Annotated in this window: 11 protein-coding genes; 3 read left to right on the top strand and 8 right to left on the bottom strand. The window is 70.3% G+C overall.

What is annotated here, in order from left to right; genetic code table 11:
- Positions 1–66 precede the first annotated feature (66 nt).
- The 5 genes from pglX to pglW form a co-directional block, all read right to left on the bottom strand.
- Positions 67–3,594, bottom strand: a complete 3,528-nt coding sequence (gene pglX / locus FHX75_RS24165) for a BREX-2 system adenine-specific DNA-methyltransferase PglX (RefSeq protein ID WP_154942598.1) — start codon at positions 3,592–3,594, stop codon at positions 67–69.
- Between the two features lie 34 nt (positions 3,595–3,628).
- Positions 3,629–5,335 (bottom strand): DUF262 domain-containing protein, encoded by a 1,707-nt coding sequence (locus FHX75_RS24160; RefSeq protein WP_154942597.1) that lies wholly within the window; start codon positions 5,333–5,335, stop codon positions 3,629–3,631.
- A 12-nt stretch (positions 5,336–5,347) separates the two neighbouring features.
- Entirely contained in the window at positions 5,348–6,199 is an 852-nt protein-coding gene (locus FHX75_RS24155; RefSeq protein ID WP_154942596.1) for a hypothetical protein, read from the bottom strand.
- Complete coding sequence (locus FHX75_RS24150; RefSeq protein ID WP_154942595.1) at positions 6,189–7,451, bottom strand: DUF3696 domain-containing protein; 1,263 nt, start codon at positions 7,449–7,451, stop codon at positions 6,189–6,191. The genes FHX75_RS24155 and FHX75_RS24150 overlap by 11 nt, the downstream gene beginning before the upstream one ends.
- Before the next feature lie 126 nt (positions 7,452–7,577).
- A complete protein-coding gene (gene pglW / locus FHX75_RS24145) occupies positions 7,578–11,705 on the bottom strand; it encodes a BREX system serine/threonine kinase PglW (RefSeq protein WP_154942594.1) in 4,128 nt (1,375 codons plus the stop codon).
- Between the two features lie 185 nt (positions 11,706–11,890).
- Between pglW and FHX75_RS24140 the strand changes: the two genes are divergently transcribed.
- Genes FHX75_RS24140 through FHX75_RS24130 form a run of 3 tightly spaced genes read left to right on the top strand, consistent with a single transcriptional unit; the run spans position 11,891 to position 15,130 of the window.
- Positions 11,891–12,664 carry a hypothetical protein gene (locus FHX75_RS24140; protein ID WP_154942593.1) on the top strand — a complete coding sequence of 258 codons (774 nt, stop codon included), beginning with the start codon at positions 11,891–11,893 and terminating at the stop codon, positions 12,662–12,664.
- A complete protein-coding gene (locus FHX75_RS24135) occupies positions 12,661–13,941 on the top strand; it encodes a 7-cyano-7-deazaguanine synthase (RefSeq protein ID WP_154942592.1) in 1,281 nt (426 codons plus the stop codon). The genes FHX75_RS24140 and FHX75_RS24135 overlap by 4 nt, the downstream gene beginning before the upstream one ends.
- Before the next feature lie 46 nt (positions 13,942–13,987).
- A complete protein-coding gene (locus tag FHX75_RS24130; RefSeq protein WP_154942591.1) occupies positions 13,988–15,130 on the top strand; it encodes a site-2 protease family protein in 1,143 nt (380 codons plus the stop codon).
- 162 nt (positions 15,131–15,292) lie between these two features.
- Here FHX75_RS24130 and FHX75_RS24125 read toward each other — a convergent pair whose 3' ends face one another.
- The 3 genes from FHX75_RS24125 to FHX75_RS24115 form a co-directional block, all read right to left on the bottom strand.
- Positions 15,293–16,159 carry an AraC family transcriptional regulator gene (locus FHX75_RS24125; RefSeq protein ID WP_154942590.1) on the bottom strand — a complete coding sequence of 289 codons (867 nt, stop codon included), beginning with the start codon at positions 16,157–16,159 and terminating at the stop codon, positions 15,293–15,295.
- Positions 16,160–16,253: 94 nt separating this feature from the next.
- On the bottom strand, positions 16,254–17,498 hold the full coding sequence (locus FHX75_RS24120; RefSeq protein ID WP_154942589.1) for an FAD-binding protein: 1,245 nt from the start codon (positions 17,496–17,498) through the stop codon (positions 16,254–16,256).
- On the bottom strand, positions 17,495–18,241 hold the full coding sequence (locus tag FHX75_RS24115; protein WP_154942588.1) for a hypothetical protein: 747 nt from the start codon (positions 18,239–18,241) through the stop codon (positions 17,495–17,497). Before FHX75_RS24115 ends, FHX75_RS24120 begins: the two co-directional genes overlap by 4 nt.
- Between the last annotated feature and the right edge of the window lie 17 nt (positions 18,242–18,258).

The raw sequence follows: 18,258 nt of genomic DNA, 5'->3' as shown, positions 1-18,258 counted from the left end.
GAACTGAGACCGCCTTGCAGCCCAAGTGCGACAGCCGACGAAGGCCCAGGCCCTCTGAGAGCTGGCCTACCCCAACTCGGGCACGCCCCGCAGAAGGGTCAGAGCCGACCTGTCCGAGCTGAGCTGAGACAGCTCGGCGTTGATGAAGGTGCTGAAGAACGTGGCGGGCGAGCCGTCCATGTAAGCCGGATCGTCGGCGGTGTGCCACTGGTGCAGCCACGGCTCGATCTCCACCAGCCCGGCCAACAGCGGCAGCAGCCGGTGCGCTGGCCACGCCTCCTGCGTCTTCCGGTCCAGGTAGACGGTGGCCAACGCCTGCGCCTGCGCCAAGTGGTCCCAGCCGGCCCAGCCGAGCAGCTCGCTGCCGTCGCTGTCCCGCCCCGCCTGCGGGTACGAGATGAACCGCTCCTTCGGCACGTCGAGCTTCCCGCGCGCCTTCCAGTACGACGGCCGGGCGAAGTCCGCCGAGGCGTACTTCGGCGGCACCTCGATCTCGACCTTCTCTCCCGCGTCCTCCCGCCGCTGCAACGCCCACGTCCGCTCCCACTGCGCCCGCTTACGCAACCCGGACGGCTTGTACCGCTGCGCCGGCAGATACGGCACATGCTCGTCAGCGAGCAACTGACCCAACGTCCGAGTCAGGTCATAGCTGTCATGCCCGACCCACAGATCCAGCACCGCCCGGAAATCCTGATCGCTGCCAACCCGGTCGGCAAGCTGCGCCACCGACAGCGGCGTCGGCTGCCCGCCCCACAGCTCCGGCACCTCCAACCGATCCAGCAGCCAGTCCCGCAACGCAGCCGACTGCATCTTCTCCCACCCCTCGGTGGACCAGCGCCGCTTACACTCCGGACGCTCAATCAGCCCAATGTGCCGGTTCTCAGCAATAGTGGCGATCCGCCGCTCCACCAGCGACCGGTACTCCGCCCGCCAGTGCGGCTGAGGCCGGTCGATCGGCTTCGACCCGTGCCGGTTGAACCACTCGGTCTGCGCCCCGCTGTTGTGCAGCACGATCTCGAAGGCCCGCTCCCCCAACGCCAAATCCGGCGGGTTCGCGCAGGTCAGATCCTCATCGATCAGCCCGTAGAGCCGGTAGACCTCCCAGTCCAACTCCTCCTGCAGGGCAATCATCCGCGCCCGCACCGAGTGGTACTCAGCCTCAGCCTCCGCAAGTCGCTGCCGGGTCGGTACTCCCGATGCGGCAACCGCCGCCGGGGTCAAGCTCGACAGCCGCTGCGCCAGCCCCTCCAACTCCCGCGCCCGCCCCAACGGGTACGCCTCCGGCAGCGGAAACTCCTCAAGCTTGGTGCCGGTGAACTCCCACCTATCCATCCAAGCCTCGGGCTGGATACCGCGCCCGATCCCGCTACCCGCCTTGCTTTGGCTCACCTGCTTCAGCCAGAAACAGGCGGTCGAGCTGTTCAGCGCCCCAAGCAGCCGCAGGTGATCGTCCTCCGTCGCCCCCTCCGGCAACTTGATCACCGGCGCCGAACGATTGAAGACCTTCCCACCCCGATCCAGCACAAAGTGGTTATGCGTCGCCACAAAAGCCATGCCGATCCCAAGTGGCACGGCGAATCGCTCAGGGTGCCAGCGGCTCCACTCGTACCAGGTAAGTCCGATTTCCTCATGGGTGCCATTGGGCTCACGCCGCCGCCGGAGGACACCAGCAGTCACCCAAAGGATTTTATGCAGAGATCGATCACGGAGCGAAGCCGTCAACGTGCCATCATATGGGAAAAGGGCGTCAGTGTCGGAGTCGATGACCCAGTCGCGCAGAACGTCGCCTGCCACCAAGGGAACAACGGCACTCTTTTGCACGCCGAACCTAGCCCACACATTGGTAGGCCCAAAGTAACTATCGTCTGAGCCTGTGTGGGTGACTCTGCCGATGACCCTCACACGTTCGCCGACCTTCGCGTCCTGTTTGGCAATCAGCGCCATCAACTCCGAAGCGCCGCCGCCCGCCAGGCTCCATGGATGCGAACCTAGACGACGACGATCCAACAGACCACTTGAAACCCACTGTGAGGCGGAGCCGGGGTTGTTGACCTGTTCTTGGATCGCCGACCACACCATGCCTTCTGCAGGGTTATCAGGGGTCGAAGGCTCTCCCCGAACACCAAGGACAGCGAGGACCTTCTCACGACGGCGACGCTTATTGGCTCGCCCGACGAGAATGACAGTCGGCGTGCCATGACCTGGAATATACGCACCAGAGGTGTCAATCACCTCGGTTAACTCGACTTGGTGGACAAAATAGTCCTCGATCAGCTTCTTGCCGAACTCACGCTTCATGAAGGCGTTACCCGTGATCTGCCCAACGTGACCGGCTCCTTCGCCGTGCTCGTCGGACCACTTCGCCAAGTCGAAGAAACGCTTGGCGAACGGCACAGTCAGCGCATACTGTCGGTGACAGACTGTGTCGTAGATGCTGCGGTAGAGCTTGCTTCGGACGCTGTCGGCCACGGTGATGTAGGGCGGATTGCCGACCACGACCGTGTACTGGTTCTCGGCCAGGTAGTCCTTGAGCAGGTCGGCGTCCTCGCTCTCGTACGCGAAGATCTTCTTGCCGTCCTTCGCCTCGGACTCCGCTGCCTGGGCCTCCAACACCTTCATGAGATCGCCTTGGGCACGCGAGCTGAATGGCCCCCACGGCAGCAGCGAGTCACCGGTCGCCACCCGGATCGGCCACCCCGGCGTCCGTTCCAGCTTCGTCAGGCCGCATACCTTCATGGCGGCGATGAGCAGCCGGAATCGGGCGATCGCCACCGCGAACGGGTTGATGTCGACGCCGGTCACCTGACCCAGCGCCCGCTCGGCGAGCACCTTGACGTCGGTGGCCGGCTCCCGATCCCGCCACTTACCCACCAGCCGGTGGAACGCGCCGAGCAGGAAGTGGCCGGAGCCGCACGTCGGGTCGATGACGCTGGTGGCGGCGAGGCCGAACTCCTTGACCGCCGGCTCGAAGGTCCGGTCGAGGATGAACTCCTCGACGAACTCCGGCGTCTGCAACAGCGCGTAAGTCTTCTTCGCGTGCGCCGACAGGTCCTGATAGAGGTCACCCAGGAAGCGCGTGTTCAGGTCCTCGCGGCGCAGCGACTCCTGACCCAGCCCCCGGCGGAAGAAGTCGCTCAACTCCTCGGCGGCCGGGCCTGAGATCTGGAAGCGCCAGACCGGGTTGTGCTGGTCAAAGATCTTGCCGGTGGCCTTCAGCTCAGCCAGGTAGCGGAACGCCTCCTGCAGCCAGTGCCGGTCGTTGTGCCGGGGGTTGGCGATCAGGTATGCCTGCCGGTGCTGCATGGCCCGCTCAGCCGGCGCGGCCGGCTCAGCGCCGCCGATCCACAGCTTCTCGACCAGCTCGTTGTCCTCGCAGAAGCGGAGGAACACGCAGCCGAGCACCCAGGCCACCGCTGCCTGGTCGAGCACGTCCTCCAGCCAGGTCTCGAAGCTCGCGCCGACCCGCTCGGCGGCCTGCGCTTTGGCGTGTTCCTGACGCAGCTCGGCGCGCAGCTCCGACGCCTCTGCCACCTGCTTGCGCAGATCCTCGACCAGGTTCTTGACCTGCGCTTGCAGCGCCTTCAGCTCAATCACCGGCAGATTCTATGGTCTAACCCGCCAGCCGCCACTACTCCGAATCGTCACTGGCGTCACCTTCGAGCCTCCCGCCGACCGGCACGTCCAGTCGAGCGGCGAACGCCCGCAGGCGCTGTTCCAGGAACTCGGTACGGTCATCGACGAAGATCTGGCCTCCGTTGCCGCCGTCGCAGAGCCGCCGCCACGCCTTGACCGGGATGCCGTGACTGTCCAGGATCTGCTCGGTCATCGACCGCCCCACCAGCCGGCGCAGCTCCGGGCTGCCGTCGAAAAGGCCCGGGCCGCTGGGCGGGGTGAGCCCCTTGAGCGCCGCGAGGACGCTCGTGTTCGGGGTGGTCGGGAAGATCAACCGGTTGGCGGGTCGGGCGTCCTTTGGCACGACCTGCCGGAAGACCTGCGTGTCCGCCGTCGCCAGCATTTTCACCACGTCGAAGGGTTGGCCCAGCATGTCCAGCCGCTGCGGGAACTCCAAGGTCTCCCAGGTCACATAGGCTCTGGTCCGCGCGCTGTTCAGGTTGAAGCTCTCCGGCATCGGCTGCACGTCGCCGAGATCGGGCGCCAGGTCGGCCTCACCGGCGGCGAATGACCGCACCTCGTCCAGCGCCCGGCGCAGCGTGGTCGAGGTGGCCCCGGCGAACGCGCTCGACCAGGACGTCACCCAGAACCAGCGGCGCAGCCGGTCGTACTGCCGGCCGCTCGGCTGACGGCAGGCGTGAAAGAACACGGCCAGCAGCACGAGCTGGTGGGAGTACGGCAGGAACCGCGCCTGCGGCACGCCCACCCCGGTCCGCAGGAACTCCGCGGCCTGCCGCACCGCCTGCCCGGTCTGCGGTAGGGCGTCGTGCAGCCGGTTCTGCACGTAGTCCGCCACCAGGCTCCAACGCGGCGACATGATGTCGGTCTCCCCGGCGATCGCCAGCAGCGCGCGGAAGACCGCCAGCCGGGGCAGCTCGCCGAAGCCGGTGTCGGCGACCGCGGTGACGATGTCGTCGATCCGGGTCGCCAGGGACGGCTGCTCCTTCCGGTACGTCAACGCCGAGACCATCTGGTCCGGGTCCATCCGCGTGCCGGTGCGGTTCAGCCGGGCGTAGACGTTGACGGCCTGGTCGAGGCTGGCACCCTGAAGTCGTACGAGGGTCAGCTTGTAGCCCTTGATCCTCTGCGAGACCGCCTCAGCCTCGCGGATCAGGGAGTCCACCTGTCGGGTGTCCTTGACCGTCAGCTCCACGCGGTGGAAGTGCCGGAGGAAATCGCGAGTGCGCATCACCGCCGCCAGCGGCAGCAGATGGGGGGCGAACTTGCCGGATCGGTGGTGCCGGAACCGGTCCGAGCCGAGTGGGTCGGGGCGCAGGTCGCGATGAATCTGCCAGATCCAGTCGCGCTCCTCCTCGGCCGGGCCGTCCCGCAACGGCCGATTCAGCACCCCGAAGAGCGTCGACACCCGCTGGTGACCGTCCAGCAGATACGAGATCTGCCGCCCAGCCGGCGGCGGCGGTACCTCCAAGCCACCGATCCGGTCCAGCGACGGCACCTGCACGTCGGTCTGCCAGAGCAGCAGGCTGCCGATCGGGTAGCCCCGCTCGATGCTGTCGAACAGCTCCAGCATCTGGTTGGGCCGCCAGACGAAGGGCCGCTGGAACGCCGGCACCCGGATCTCACCCCGGCCGATGCCGCCCAGAAGATCATCGACGAGCGCGATGGTCGGGTCGGGCCGGATCTCGGCCTGATCGGTGTGCATGGGGCCAGTCTCCTACAGGATGCGGTGGATCATGGCGAGCAACTCCCGCAGCTCCGCCACGACGTCCGGCCCCAGCTCGGCGAAGTCCTCCTCGCTGAGCGCCAGATCAGCAGGAAAGACCTTCTTTGGCACGTGGCACCGTCGCTGCTTGAACCACGTCTTGAGGTGCAGGTAGCCCCGCCGGTCCGGCTCGATGGCCCGCAACTCCTCGATGTGGTCCGGCTTGTACACGAAGTGGTGTTCCCAGATCCGGAACGGCGCGTAGTTCTCCATCATCCGCCAGGCCAGCAGATGCACCTCGGTGACACCGTGCTCAAGGCACTTCGTGACCTTGTCCTCGTTACGCCCGGGGTCGTCGGCGTGCTCGCGGTCGCTGTCGAACAGCACCGCCACTCGGATCAGCACCGAGAAGCCGGCCCGTTCGTCGGCTGCCAGCTCGGGGATGTCACCGCTGCCGCCGCCATGGCTGAAGCACAACCACTGCCGATCCGGCGTCAGCGCCTCCACCACTCGGTGGTCCCCGAGGGCAGCTGCCACCGCGCGGACGAAGCCGCCGTCGGCGATCCGGTTCTCCACCACCACAGTGGCCGGCCGGCGCAGGTCCGCGACGAAGTCCTTGAGCTTCGCGGCGGTGATCTGCGCGATCGCCGGCGCGGTCGGAGCCGGGTTCGCCGCCTCCACCAGTGCCTTCTGCACGAACTCGGTCAGCACCGGGGCTTCCTCATTGGCGAACCGCTCGGCGCTGAGTGCGACCGGCAGGCTCGGCCGCCACTCGTGCCGCCCCTCGACGGCCATCGCCAGCAGATGGATCACCGACAGCCGGTCGCCGGACGTGAACACCTCGGGCTCGATGTCAAGACGCATAGCCACCCTGCCTCAGCTGGGCGGCCGCGAGTGCCCGCACCTCGTGGTAGTCCTGAGAGAAATAGCCCTCGGGCCACTCGTCGTCAAGATTGCCCAGTCGGTCGATGCCGACCTGCCGGACCTCCGAGACGCCGTCATGCTGCTCGACCACGTACACCGCCACCATCTCCGGTGGGCAGCCCTCCGCGATGTGTCGTCGCAGACGCAACAGCAGCGTCTCGCTGTGCGTCTCGATGAGGAATCGGGTGCCCGTGGCTCGTGCGGTGCTCAGGTAGAGGTCGGCAAGCGCGGCGTGGGCACCGGGATGAAGGTGCATCTCCGGCTCCTCGATGATCTGCAGAGGTGGCGACGCGTCGGCACCGCGCAGTTCGTCCATCGCGCACTGCACGAGGATCGGCAGCACCTGCGACAGGCCCGTGCCCGCGTCCGCCAGGTTCACCCGCACCCGGCTACCGCCGCGGGTCAGCACCGTCGACCACAGTGGCCCTGCCTCGATCTCCTCGATCCGCCAGCCCGGCACGATCGCCGCCAGCTGCTCATTGACCCGCGCGAGCAGCCCGCCGCCGTTTCGCGCCTGGTCGTGCGCCAGGATGGCGAGGGTGCCCTGCCCGTGCACGCCGATGCCGCGCGGGACGCCCAACGGCAGCCGGTGTTGCCGCTCCGGCCGGTCGCGATACGCGCTGAGGAAACGGATCGGCCCGAGGGTCAGGCCGCTGCGCCGTTCTCCCAGGGGCCGTAGCTCCGGGATGCCGTTCGTCGGGCTCGGCCGCAGCCCGGAGAACGGTACGGTCCGGACCACCGCCGTCCGCCCCGACGCCTGAATCTGGTAAGAGAAGCTCTCGTAGCCGTCGGTCATCGTCGGCTGCCAGGAGAGTACGAACTCCTGATCCTCCAGACCGACGCGAAGGTCCGATACGAAGGCGGTGCGTTCCTCGTCGACCAGTTGGACGGTCGCGTGCATCGAGAAGGGCACCGGCCCGTCCACCTCAAAGCCGAGGAAGAACTTGCCGTGCGGACTCTGCTCGAAGACCAGGTCCGCGAAGCCGTCCACCGGCTGCGGATCGAGCCTGTCCAGGTCCAGCGGCGCGGTGGAATCGGTGTCGAAGCCGGTGGCGATGACCAGCGGCGCGCGGGTCAACACGCTCTTGCCGGAGTTGTTCTTACCAAGCACCACCGTGACCGGTGCCAGCTCGATCTCCTGCCGGTCCCGGAAGCAGCGGTAGTTCTCCAACACGATCTTGCGCAGGGGCATTCCTAGATTCTTACCACAGCCCGTGACGACGCAGGTGCCCTCCGATTAGCCACAGTGGATGCCCGGTCGTCATCGCCGCTCGACAATCGGCTCCTGCCGCTGATGACTCGCATCGACTGTGGGGCCTCACACCGCCCTTCCGGGCAGCACATCAGTCGCCTGGATCCAGTCGTCCGCGAGCCAGAGTGACTGGCTCGCCGGCGAGGTCAGCGGCAACTGCATCCCGTCCAGCACCGCCGGCTCCGGGCGCCGTGCCGGCACCAGCAGCAGCCGGGCCGCCGGCCGCGGTCGCGTCGGGTCGGCCAACTCCTGGAGCAGTCCGAGCTGCCCGTACCGGGCCAGCGGCGCCGCCTCGGTGAGGAGGACCGGCCCCTCGGCGGCGCCGATAGCCGCGCCGACGGCCGGCACGACCTGATGCCGGACCAGGTCCACCAGGCTGCGGAAGTCGGCATCCAGCGGCGAGCCGTTGTCCGCCGCCACGATCGCCTCCCAAGGGAAGCCGAGCGACCGCAGCTGCTCCAGCAGGATCGCCGTGACGTCCACCTCGGTCACCGGCAGGCGGGCCAGCAACGCCCGCCGGGCTGGACCTAGCCGACGCCACGGCGCCAGCACCGCCAGGAACGCCCGCCGGTCGATCGCCGACTGGAGCTTGTCCCTGACCTCGTCGGCGGCGGAGAGCCCGAGCAGCGGAGCGTGGGTGGTGGCCATGCGGGTACCGGTCACCGAGGGCAGGGTCGTCGCCGGCCCGTAGACGTGATCTCGTGAGTGCCAGACCAGCGGCACCTGGGCGGCGGCGAGCAGGTCGTTGAGGTCCGGTCGGCCCGGCAACCGCTCAGCTCGGGGGAACCGGCTCTGCACCCGGTCGCGAAGCGGCTGTTCGCCGAGCCGTTGCCCGATCAGGCTGCCCACCGAGAGCCGTAGCGCCCGCTCCGCCGACATCCCCACCGGGTAGAGCTGGCCCTGCGCGTTCACGTCGACCCGGTCGTTGCTGCCTACCGCCGCGAGCTGCAGCAGCCGCAGGTCGACCACCGGCGGCATGCCCGCTGGTACGGGCAACCGACGCAGCTCCTCCACCGCGCGCGGCCGGGTCGGCAGCGGTTCGGCGGTGGCCAACTCGGCCGCCCGGCCCCCCAACTCCACCACGTACTCGAGGAAGTCGGCGGCGGTGACGTCGGACGCCGGATCGTCCGGTTCCCGGCCGACCAGGACGATCCCGCTGGTGCGGAACCGGTAGGTGGCCACTCGGGCGTCCCCACCGGTGCTCAGCTCGGCTTCCACAGCGGCCCGGACCAGGCCGATGGCCTGGGGCAACCGCTTCGGGTCCGGTGTGAAGGAGCCGCGGGCGGCGATCAGTGCCTGCGCCAATTCCTCGGCCGACATCACCGCCCCGCGGGCATCCAGCAGCGCCACGATCTCGTTGCGCACCGCCTCCAGCGCCGGGTCCGCCAGCCAGGTGCGCGCCTGCGCGGTGAGCAGCTTGGAGATCTGCGGCTGACTGCGGTCGGTGACCCGGGCCGCCTCGCTCTGCGCCGGCCAGCGCAGGAACGTGCCGCCGTCGGTGGGCTCCTGCCCGAGCAGCACGGCGATAGTGCGGCGGTTCCGGGAGGTCTTCGGCGGCAGCAGGGTCCCGCACAGCGCCTCCACGCCCTGCGCCACCGGCCGGTCCTCCGGCGTCGATTCGCTGCCACCCGGCAGTACCGCGCGCAGGGCGCGCGCCTGGGCGAGAATCTCCTTGCGGGTGGCGTCCGGCACTCCCTTGGCCCGGGTCAACGCCGACGGCTCCGCGTCCAACAGATCGCCCACGGTGTGCATTTCGAGCCGTTGCAGCGCCGAGCGGGCCCGGGCGGTCAGCTCGGTGAGCTCCAGCGGCGACTCCCGCGTCAGGCCCACTACCGCGGGCACCGGGCCGACCGGCGTCACCGCCGGCTGAGGGACCTGCTGGAAGATCGCCCGCCAGGCGTCGGTCATCTCGTCGACCGTGTCGAACCGGGCCGCCGCGTCCCGGGCCAGCGCCCGACGGAAGAACTCCACCAGCCGGTCCGCGACCGCCGGGTCGAACACCGCCGGATCCAGGGTCACCTCGTCGCTGACCGCGGCCGGGTTGGCGTTGTCGCCCCATCGGGGCAGGGTGCCCGTGGCCATCTCATAGAGCACCACGGCCGCGGCGAACCGCTCGGCCGCCGCGTCGTAGCGCAGCCGGCGAGGCGGCCCGAGGAATGGATCGAGGTAGCCGACGGTACCCGCCCCGAGCTGGTCGGCGGGGGCGGAGGAGAGCGAGAAGTCGAAGACGCAGAGGTGCGGCTGCTTGTCCTTCGGCCGGGGCCGGGCTGCCAGGTTGGCCGGCTTCAGGTCGCGGTGCCAGACACCCTGCCCGTCCAGGTAGTTGACGATGTCGAGCAGGTCACGCCCGTATCGCTCCAGCAGGTCCAGCGCGAGCCGGCCGCCGCGCAGCTCCTCGGCGAGGGTCCGCGAGCCCGCGCTCTCCATCAGCAGGGCGGTCCGGCCAGCCACCCGCACCGGGCCGTCGACCAGCGCGGCGACCTGGGGGTGCTTCAGCTTCCCGAGGGTACGCGCCTCCGCGGTCAGCCGCTCCTCGTGCTGCTCGTCGCGGGCCACCTTCAACACCAGGTCGCGGGACTCCCCCGTCCGCCTCACCAGCAGGGCGACGGCGGTGGCGCCGGAGCCGAGCCGATCCTTCACCTCCAGGCCGCCGTCGAGCTGGTCCCCGCGGTGGGCGGAAAGCGGATCGGCCACCGGCTCCGGCTCCGGAGCGGTCAGCTCGTCCCAGACCTTCTCCAGGTCCTGGTGGAAGCGGGAGACGCTGGGCAGCCGGTGCGCCGGGTCACCGCGGGTCGCGTCGTAGACCAGGGTGACCAGCGTGTGCGGCATGCCGTCGACGGCGGCGTCGAGGTGCAGCCCGCTGTCACGCACCGCATTGACCAGTTCCTCCGGCGTGGCCGCTGGCACCGTCCCGGCGAAGATCCGGTACGCCAGCGCTCCCAGGGAGAACACGTCAAGTTGGTGCCCCGGCAACCGGGCGGCGTTCTCCGCCTCCGGCGCCTGGTAGCGACGGACCTCGTCGTCGAAGAACAACTCCAGGCTCGCCGGGTCGCTCGACGGCCCGAGCCGGGTGAGCTGGGTAGTGCCGGCCAACCGCCCACCGGTCTGCCAGTCGGTGACCACCAGCGTCGGGCGCGACCCGTCCGGGTCACCGACGTAGATAGCTCGGGGCGAGAGCGCCCGGTGAGCCAGCCGGCGGGAGTGCGCGTAGTCGATGATCTCAGCGAGGTCCTGCACCAGTTGCAGGCGCTGGGCCAGGGTCAACGCGTCGCCGCGCCGCAGCAGCCACTGGTCGAGGCGTACCCAGTCCGGCTGGTGGTCGAAGACGACCGCCGGCCCCCAGGCGTGCTCCACCAGGTCGTGCGCCCGGGCCACCCCAGGGTGGTGGATGCCCTGCAACAGGCGGAATTCCCGCTCCGCAGCCTTGCGGATCGCCGGCACCTCGTGCTCGGCCGCCCGGCTGGTCAGGTAGAACCGCACCCGTCGCACCAACTCGGTGTCCAGCGCGTGCCCGGCGAGGAAGTCCTGCCAGCCCAGACCCTCCGCGAACGGCCTCGGGTGCAACAGCAGCTGACCGACCTTACGGTCCGCCACCGACGGCCGGATCTTGGCCCCGCGCACCAGCTCGACGATCTGCCGCCCGCGCGCCTCGTCCACCCGGTGTGCCGGGTTACGGGGCGGTGTGATCAGCAGATCCTTTAGGCCGGGCAGCCCGGAGTCATGCCCCTCCAAGCCGTAGATGTGCTGGCCACCGATGGCGTCCAGGCTCGCCCGCATCCCCCTGGCGTGCAGGAACACCGCCGCGCCGACGTAAGGCGACTGGCCTTCCCGACCATGCTGCCGGGCGTAGTAGCGGATCAGGCTGGCCAGCCGCTTCGCCTTCCGGTTGGCCAGAATGTACGGGTTGTCCTCTGGGATGAGCCGGCTGTTGGGTGCCCGCCGCACCCACTGGGTGCCATCGCCGCGGATCTCGCCCTGCCAGTGCTTCAGCTCCAACACGTAGAGCCCGCTGGGGGTCAGCACCAGGGCGTCGACCTCGTTGATCGAGCCGTCGGCCCCGACGAACTCGACGTTGGCCCAGACGTGGTACGGGTCGGTATCCGGCAGGTAGCCGGCCAGCTCGCGCAGCCCGTCCTGTTCCCAGGTGTAGGAGCTGGCGTTGATCTGCTCCCAGCGCGGCGAATCCTCACGCATGCGCCGACCCCTCCACCCTGGCCGTCCCGTTCCGGCTCAGCTCTCGCACCCTACCGCCCGCATGCCTGATCAGCGGAACGCCACTGACCACCACGCCCGTCCAACACTTTCCGCACTTGTCCGAACACTTTCCGCATCAATAGACTCCGATCTACGCACTTTCCCGTCCCCTCCGGGAGGTCGCCTTGGGCACGTCGACCCGTTTACTCGGCCCCAAGAAGGGCGGATGGACCGGCGCGAAGGGCCGGTTGACCAGGTGGACACCAGACGCCGACAGCCGGCCGGACTCGCTGACCGAGGACGACCAGCGTGCCGCGGAGGAGGTAGCCGCGCAGTTCCGGCGTGCACTGCGCGGCTACCTCCTTGAAGACCCGGAGCGATTCGCCCTCCGCGACGCGGCGCAGGACGCCGGGAGGCGTCTCGTCGCCGCCCTCGACGACCTGCGTCGGCCCGACCCGCCGATGCTCCAGCACCTTCAGGACCTGACCTCAACCACGCCGGCCGATCAATTCGTGCACCGTTTCGTCACCGAGGTCGGCGGAGACGGCCGACTGATCGTGAACGCTGCCGCCCGGCGTGCCGCGCGGCGCAGCGCCGAACGCCTGATCGCCGCCGACGGCCCGCTCGCCGATCCAGCCCGTCCGCAACGGCTCACCGGCGAATTGTTCTGCGCCCTCTACCAGTTGTTCTTCGGGGAGTTGGTCGGTGAATTCGTGCACATCCTGATCGCGGAGAACATCAAGCTCGCCGTGCCGGCGCTGGTCCTGCTCGACCCCACCGACACGGTCGCCGGCTTCGTCGCCGATCAGATCGTCAGAGTGTTACCCGACCCCTGTGCGGAAGCCACGGCACGCGAGCCCGAACGACCACGCCTCGCGGAGGTCGCCCGGAATCTGCTGGCGGACACCGTCACCGAAGCGCTGGGCCTCGGGGACACCGGTCTGGAGCTGGTGGCATGAGCCCGGCCCGCTACGCCTACCATTACACGACCAACGGCCGGCCTGTGCCTGCCGTCGAGCGTGGCCGGGAGCCAATCGATCGGAGCCTGCTCGCGCAGGCAGATCCGCGGCTGCAACGGATGGCCGAGGTGAACCGGGACCGCCCGATCTGGGCGCAGGACCTGCTGCAGGTCGCCCGAGCCATCTACCTGGCCGACAAACTGTCCCTTCGGTTCGACGCCGACGACAGCTGGACCCGGCAGATCGATCTGTCCGTACAGGTGACGGAGGTTGATGCTTGGACAGGCAGAGCGGGTGAGCTGGTGTCCCAGCTCACGGAGACCCTCACCGCCGACCGCTGGGCGATCCAAATGCACTCGGGGGCGGTGGCATGGCCACATCAGGGCCGCGTCCTGACAGCCCCGCCGGTCGAGGAGGTGGCCCTCTTCTCCGGCGGCCTGGACTCCTCCGCATACGCCGCCGAGCGATCCCGGGTGTCGGGGGACGACCTCTTGGCCGTCTCGTACTACGAGCCGCAGTGGGGGATGCAGCAGGAAAGCGTCCTCACCACCATCCGCAACTCGTCACTCAGGAACATCAGGCAGTTCAAGACGTCACAGCAGGTCCGGGCCCAGCAGAGGGAACTCGAACCGTCGGCGCGTACCCGAGGGTTGCTCTATGTGGCGACCGCCGTCTATCTCGCCGCCGCCCATGACGTCCCGCAGGTCGCTGTGCCGGAAAACGGCCAACTGGCGCTCAATCCGGCGCTGACGCCGGCCCGGGTCGCCGCCTGCTCCACCCGATCAGTGCACCCCTACACGCTGAGCCTGCTGAACGAGTTGATCCGCGCGCTGGGCGGCTCGGTCGCCGTCGTCAACCCGTACCTGCACCTGACGAAGGGCGAGGTGTGCCGGCGGGCGCTCGAGGCTGGGATGCCAGCGTCGGCCTTGACCGGCCTCACCCTGAGTTGCGGCCACCCGCCAAGGGACCAGCCCGAACTGCACTGCGGCCACTGTTACCCGTGCCTGGTGCGCCGCTCGGGTCTCCTCACCGCCCTAAACAGCGACGACACGCCGTACGCGAAGGATGTCTGGACCGTCTCGGACGACCTGGACGCCGCCGTCGACCGCAGGGCGCTGCAACGCTGGCTGCATCGGCCATTCGGCGTGCGAGATCTGATCACCGACATGCCGCTACCGCACGGTCTCGAACTGGCCCCACTGGTCGAGGTGGTCCGGCGAGGGCGGGTGGAACTCGCGAACCTGTTCGCTCGGCACGGCGAAGCGGTCAGACAGTGACCTTCTGCCCTGGCATGGGATCACCTTCCCGGGGTATGACCGACTCATGAGGGCGAGCTTCCGGCTTGGCCGGATCGCGGGGGTACCCGTCGGGGTCAACTGGAGCGTCCTGGTCATCTTCCTGCTGATCGCCTGGGGGCTGTCGGCCAACCAGTTCCCCCAGGCGTACCCGGGCCGCTCCACGGCCGCGTACGTGCTGGCCGGCCTGGCCGCCGCGGTCGTCTTCTTCCTCGGCCTGCTCGCCCACGAGGTCTCCCACGCGGTCGTCGCCAAACGCAACGGCCTGCACGTCGAGGGGATCACGCTGTGGCTCTTCGGCGGCGTGGCGGAGCTGCGCGGCGAGGCGAAGAACCCGGGCGCGGAGCTGCGTATCGCCGGGGTCGGGCCGCTGGTGAGCCTGCTGCTCGGGCTCTTCTTCGGCGGCATCGCCGTGGTGCTCGCGCTGGCCGGGCAGCGCGGCCTGCTGCTCGGCTCGCTGGCCTGGCTGGCCGGCATCAACGTGCTGCTGGCGATCTTCAACGTGCTGCCGGCCGCGCCGCTGGACGGCGGCCGGCTGCTGCGCGCCGCGGTCTGGAAGGCCACCGGCGACCGGACGAAGGCCTCCGTGGTGGCCGCCCGGGCCGGCTGGGTCCTCGGCGCGCTGCTGATCGGTCTGGGGCTGCTGCAGTTCCTGACCGGCTTCGGCGTGGGCGGGCTCTGGCTGGCGCTGATCGGCTGGTTCCTGATCGGCGCGGCCGGCGTGGAGGAACGCCAGGCCCGGATGGGCAGCGCCCTGCACGGGGTACGGGTCGGCGACGTGATGACCCCGCAGCCGCAGACCGCGTCGGCGGAGATGACGGTGGCCGACTTCGTGGACCACTACCTGTTCGCGTACCGGCACTCGGCGCTGCCGCTGACCGAGGAGGGCCGGCCGGTCGGCCTGGTCACCCTCGACCGGGTACGCGGCATCCCGGCCGACCGCCGGGGCAGTACCACCCTGGCCGAGGTCTCCTGCCGGGCCGAGGATCTGGTGCTCGCCCGGCCGGAGGAGCAGCTCAACGACCTGCTCCCCCGGCTCAGCGAGTGCGCCGACGGCCGGGCGCTGGTGGTCACCGACCAGCGGCTGGTCGGCATCGTCTCGCCCAGCGACATCAGCCGCGCGGTGCAGCGCGGCAGCCTGCGCGACCAGTTGGCCGGCAGCCGGCACTAGGGCCTGTGTCAAAGCCCCTGGCCGGCCTGCGGCGGGCCCAGACGACGACCGGCCGCGTTGGAGATCCGTCCGGATACAACACCGGTATCCGGACGGATCTCCGCCTTGCCGGATCGCCGCCTGGACTCCGCCTCGGCTCGACCGAGGACTTTGACACCGGCCCTAGGCCGCGGCCCGCTCCACCGGGATCCACAGCTCGGCGTCCACCTGCGTGCCGTCCGCCGAGAGCCGGTTCCGGGAGATCTCCGGCCCGGGCCGGCTGCGGTAGGCGTTCGACGGGAACCACTGGGTGAACACGTCCCGCCACAGCTCCTGCACCGCGGCCGGGAACTCGCCGGCGGTCTCGAAGACCGCCCACGTCCCCGCCGGTACGGTCGTCGAGTCCAGGTCGGCCGGGGCGTCCGCCCCGGTGACCACCCCGTGCCAGTAGTCCAGCTCGCTGCCCTCGGCCCGGTCGTCGGCCACCTTGTCGCTGACGTTGACGATCCCCGCCGGCTCCTGGTCCGACAGGGCCGCGATCCGGGCGACGGTCTCCTTCGGGATGCCCCGGATGAACTCCACGATCGCCGGGTTCATCCCCTGGTGCACCAGGGGCACCCGGGCCCGCCGGCCCACCAGCCGGAACTCCGGCTTCTCCACCACGCGGTAACGCATGCTGCCACTCCCTTCGACGACGAGGCGGAAGGACAACCGCTGCTGCGAGCGCAACGCCGCGCCGGTCCGCCGGGCCTCGCCGGGCCCGACCCCGTGCAGCGCGCGGAACGCCCGGGTGAACGCCTCGGTCGAGCCGTACCCGTGCCGGACCGCGATGTCGAGCAGCGTCCGCTCGCCGGCCGTCACCTCCGCCGCGGCCACGGTGAGCCGGCGGCGGCGGACGTACTCGGACAGCGGCATGCCGGCCAGCGCGGAGAACATCCGCCGGAAGTGGTACTCCGACGTGAGGGCGATCCGCGCCAGCTCGGCGACCTCGATCCGCTGGCCGAGGTGCCGCTCGATGTGGGCCATGGCCTCGTTCAGCCGCTCCAGCACCTGGTCTCCTTCCCGTGTGCCTCGACGCTAGGCGGCCGGCGGACGGCGGGACCCGACATCCGGTGCCCGCTCCGGTCGGGTCCGCGCCGGTCGGTCAGCGCGGGAAGTAACGGTCGAGCAAGTCGGTGCGGAACTTCCCGCTCGGGTCCAGCTCCGCCAGGAGGGCGGCGAAGTCGGCGTACCGGCCGAAGGCGGCGGCCACCGACGACCGGTCCAGCGTGAAGACCTTGCCCCAGTGCGGGCGGGGCGCGAAGGGGGCCAGCCGCTCCTCCACCTCGGCCAGCACCGGCAGCACCGCCGCCGGGTCGTCGACCCAGGTGAAGTGGATCGCCAGGCTGTCGCGCCCCTGGTTCGGGCTGAGCCAGAGGTCGTCGGCGGCGATCGTGCGCAGTTCGGAGATCTGGAGCACGGCGGCGATCCGGTCCCGCATCCCGGCCAGCGCGGCCAGCGCGCCGGCCGCCGCCGCGCGGGGCAGGTGGTACTCGGACTGGAGTTCGTCGCCGCTGCTCGGGGTGAAGCCGAGCCGGAAGTGCGGCAGCCGCTCGTGCCACGGGCCGGGCTCGCCCAGCTGGGCGGTGCAGTGCACCGGGTCCAGGCCGGGCACCGGGTGCAGCGGGGCCTCGACGGCGGTGGTGCCGAGCCAGTCCGCCGGGGGCGGCGGCTGGTCGGCGAGCTGCTTGCACCAGACCTGGTCGACGGTCGACGACCGCCAGGTGGTGAACCCGCTGACGCTGTACGCCGAGGCGAACGCCGCGTCGAGCCGGTCGGCGGGCAGGTCGCGGCGGACGTACTGGCAGATCGCGAAGGTCGGCACCACGTCCAGGGTGACCCGGGTGACGACGCCGAGCGCACCGAGCGACACCACCATGCCGGCGAACCGGTCGCCGTCGGCCCGGCTCACGGTGAGCAGGTCACCGTCGGCGGTGACCAGTTCCAGCGCGGCCACGGCGGCGGCCAGGTTGCGGTTCCCGTCGCCGGAGCCGTGGGTGCCGGTCGCCACCGACCCGGCCACCGAGATGTGCGGCAGGGAGGCGAGATTCGCCACGGCCAACCCCTCGGCGTGCAGCCGGGTCGCCAGGTCCCCGTACCGCAGGGCGGCGGCGACGGTGACCGTGCCGCGTTCCCGGTCCACCTCGAGGCTGGACGGCAGCCCGGCGAGGGAGACCAGGTCGCCGGTGGTGTCACCGAGCCGGTTGAAGGAGTGCCCGGTGCCGACCGCCCGGATCCGGTCGCTGCCGGCCACCAGCCGACGCAGCTCGTCCACCGTGGACGGCCGGTGGAAGCGGCGGGCGGCGTACGCAACGTTGCCGGCCCAGTTGCGGCGGGCGACGTCGGTCACGAGGGCTCCCGCTCGGCGGGCTCGTCGGCGAGCGCCGCGCCGAGGGCGTCCAGCGCCTCGTCCACCTGGAGGGTGCTGTAGCCGCGCAGGTCGACCGGCAGGCCGGCCCGCCGAGCCTGGTCGATCTCGGCCCGGGCCGTGCGGCGCCGGGTCGGGTCGCCCGAGGCGAGGGCCTCCTGCCCGCCCCGGATCAGCGCGTCGACCACGTCGACCCGGTAGCCGCGTAGGCCGACGGCGAAGTCGGGGTCGGCGAAGGCGGCCCGGCGCAGCGCGCGGGCGTCGAGGAAGCGCTCGCCGGCGTACCGGGCGAGTGTCGCCGCGATCTCCCCCGGCGACTCCCGGATCCCGGCGAGGTCGAGCAGCTCGACCGCCGGACGCTCGTCGAGCGGGTGCCGGGCGTCCAGCGGGCCGATTCCGGTGCCGGTGGCCGGCACGGCGAGCAGGCGCGGCGCGGCCGGTACACCGGAGCGGGGTGCCGGCTGGTCGAGCACCACCGCGGCCAACTCCGGCCAGCGGATCGTCCGGCGCAGGCCCGGCCGCCGGACGGTCAGGCCGTCGGCGTCGACGACGAACCGGAACGGCCGCAGCGCGCCGACGAGCACCACCACGCCGAGCGCGATCCCGCCCAGGGCCACCAGGGTCCGCAGCAGTCCACCGCCGTCACCGAGCGTCAGCAGGACGATCCCGGCCAGAATGCAGATCGCCGGCAGCAGCAGCCGGCCCTTCCTGCGGTGCAGTTCCACGTCGTACCCCCGTCCGC

This window comes from Micromonospora palomenae (assembly GCF_007829925.1).
Classification (GTDB): Bacteria; Actinomycetota; Actinomycetes; order Mycobacteriales; family Micromonosporaceae; genus Micromonospora; species Micromonospora purpureochromogenes.
The sequence above is the reverse complement of the archived record's forward strand: the minus strand, read 5'-3'. Positions and strand labels throughout refer to the sequence as shown.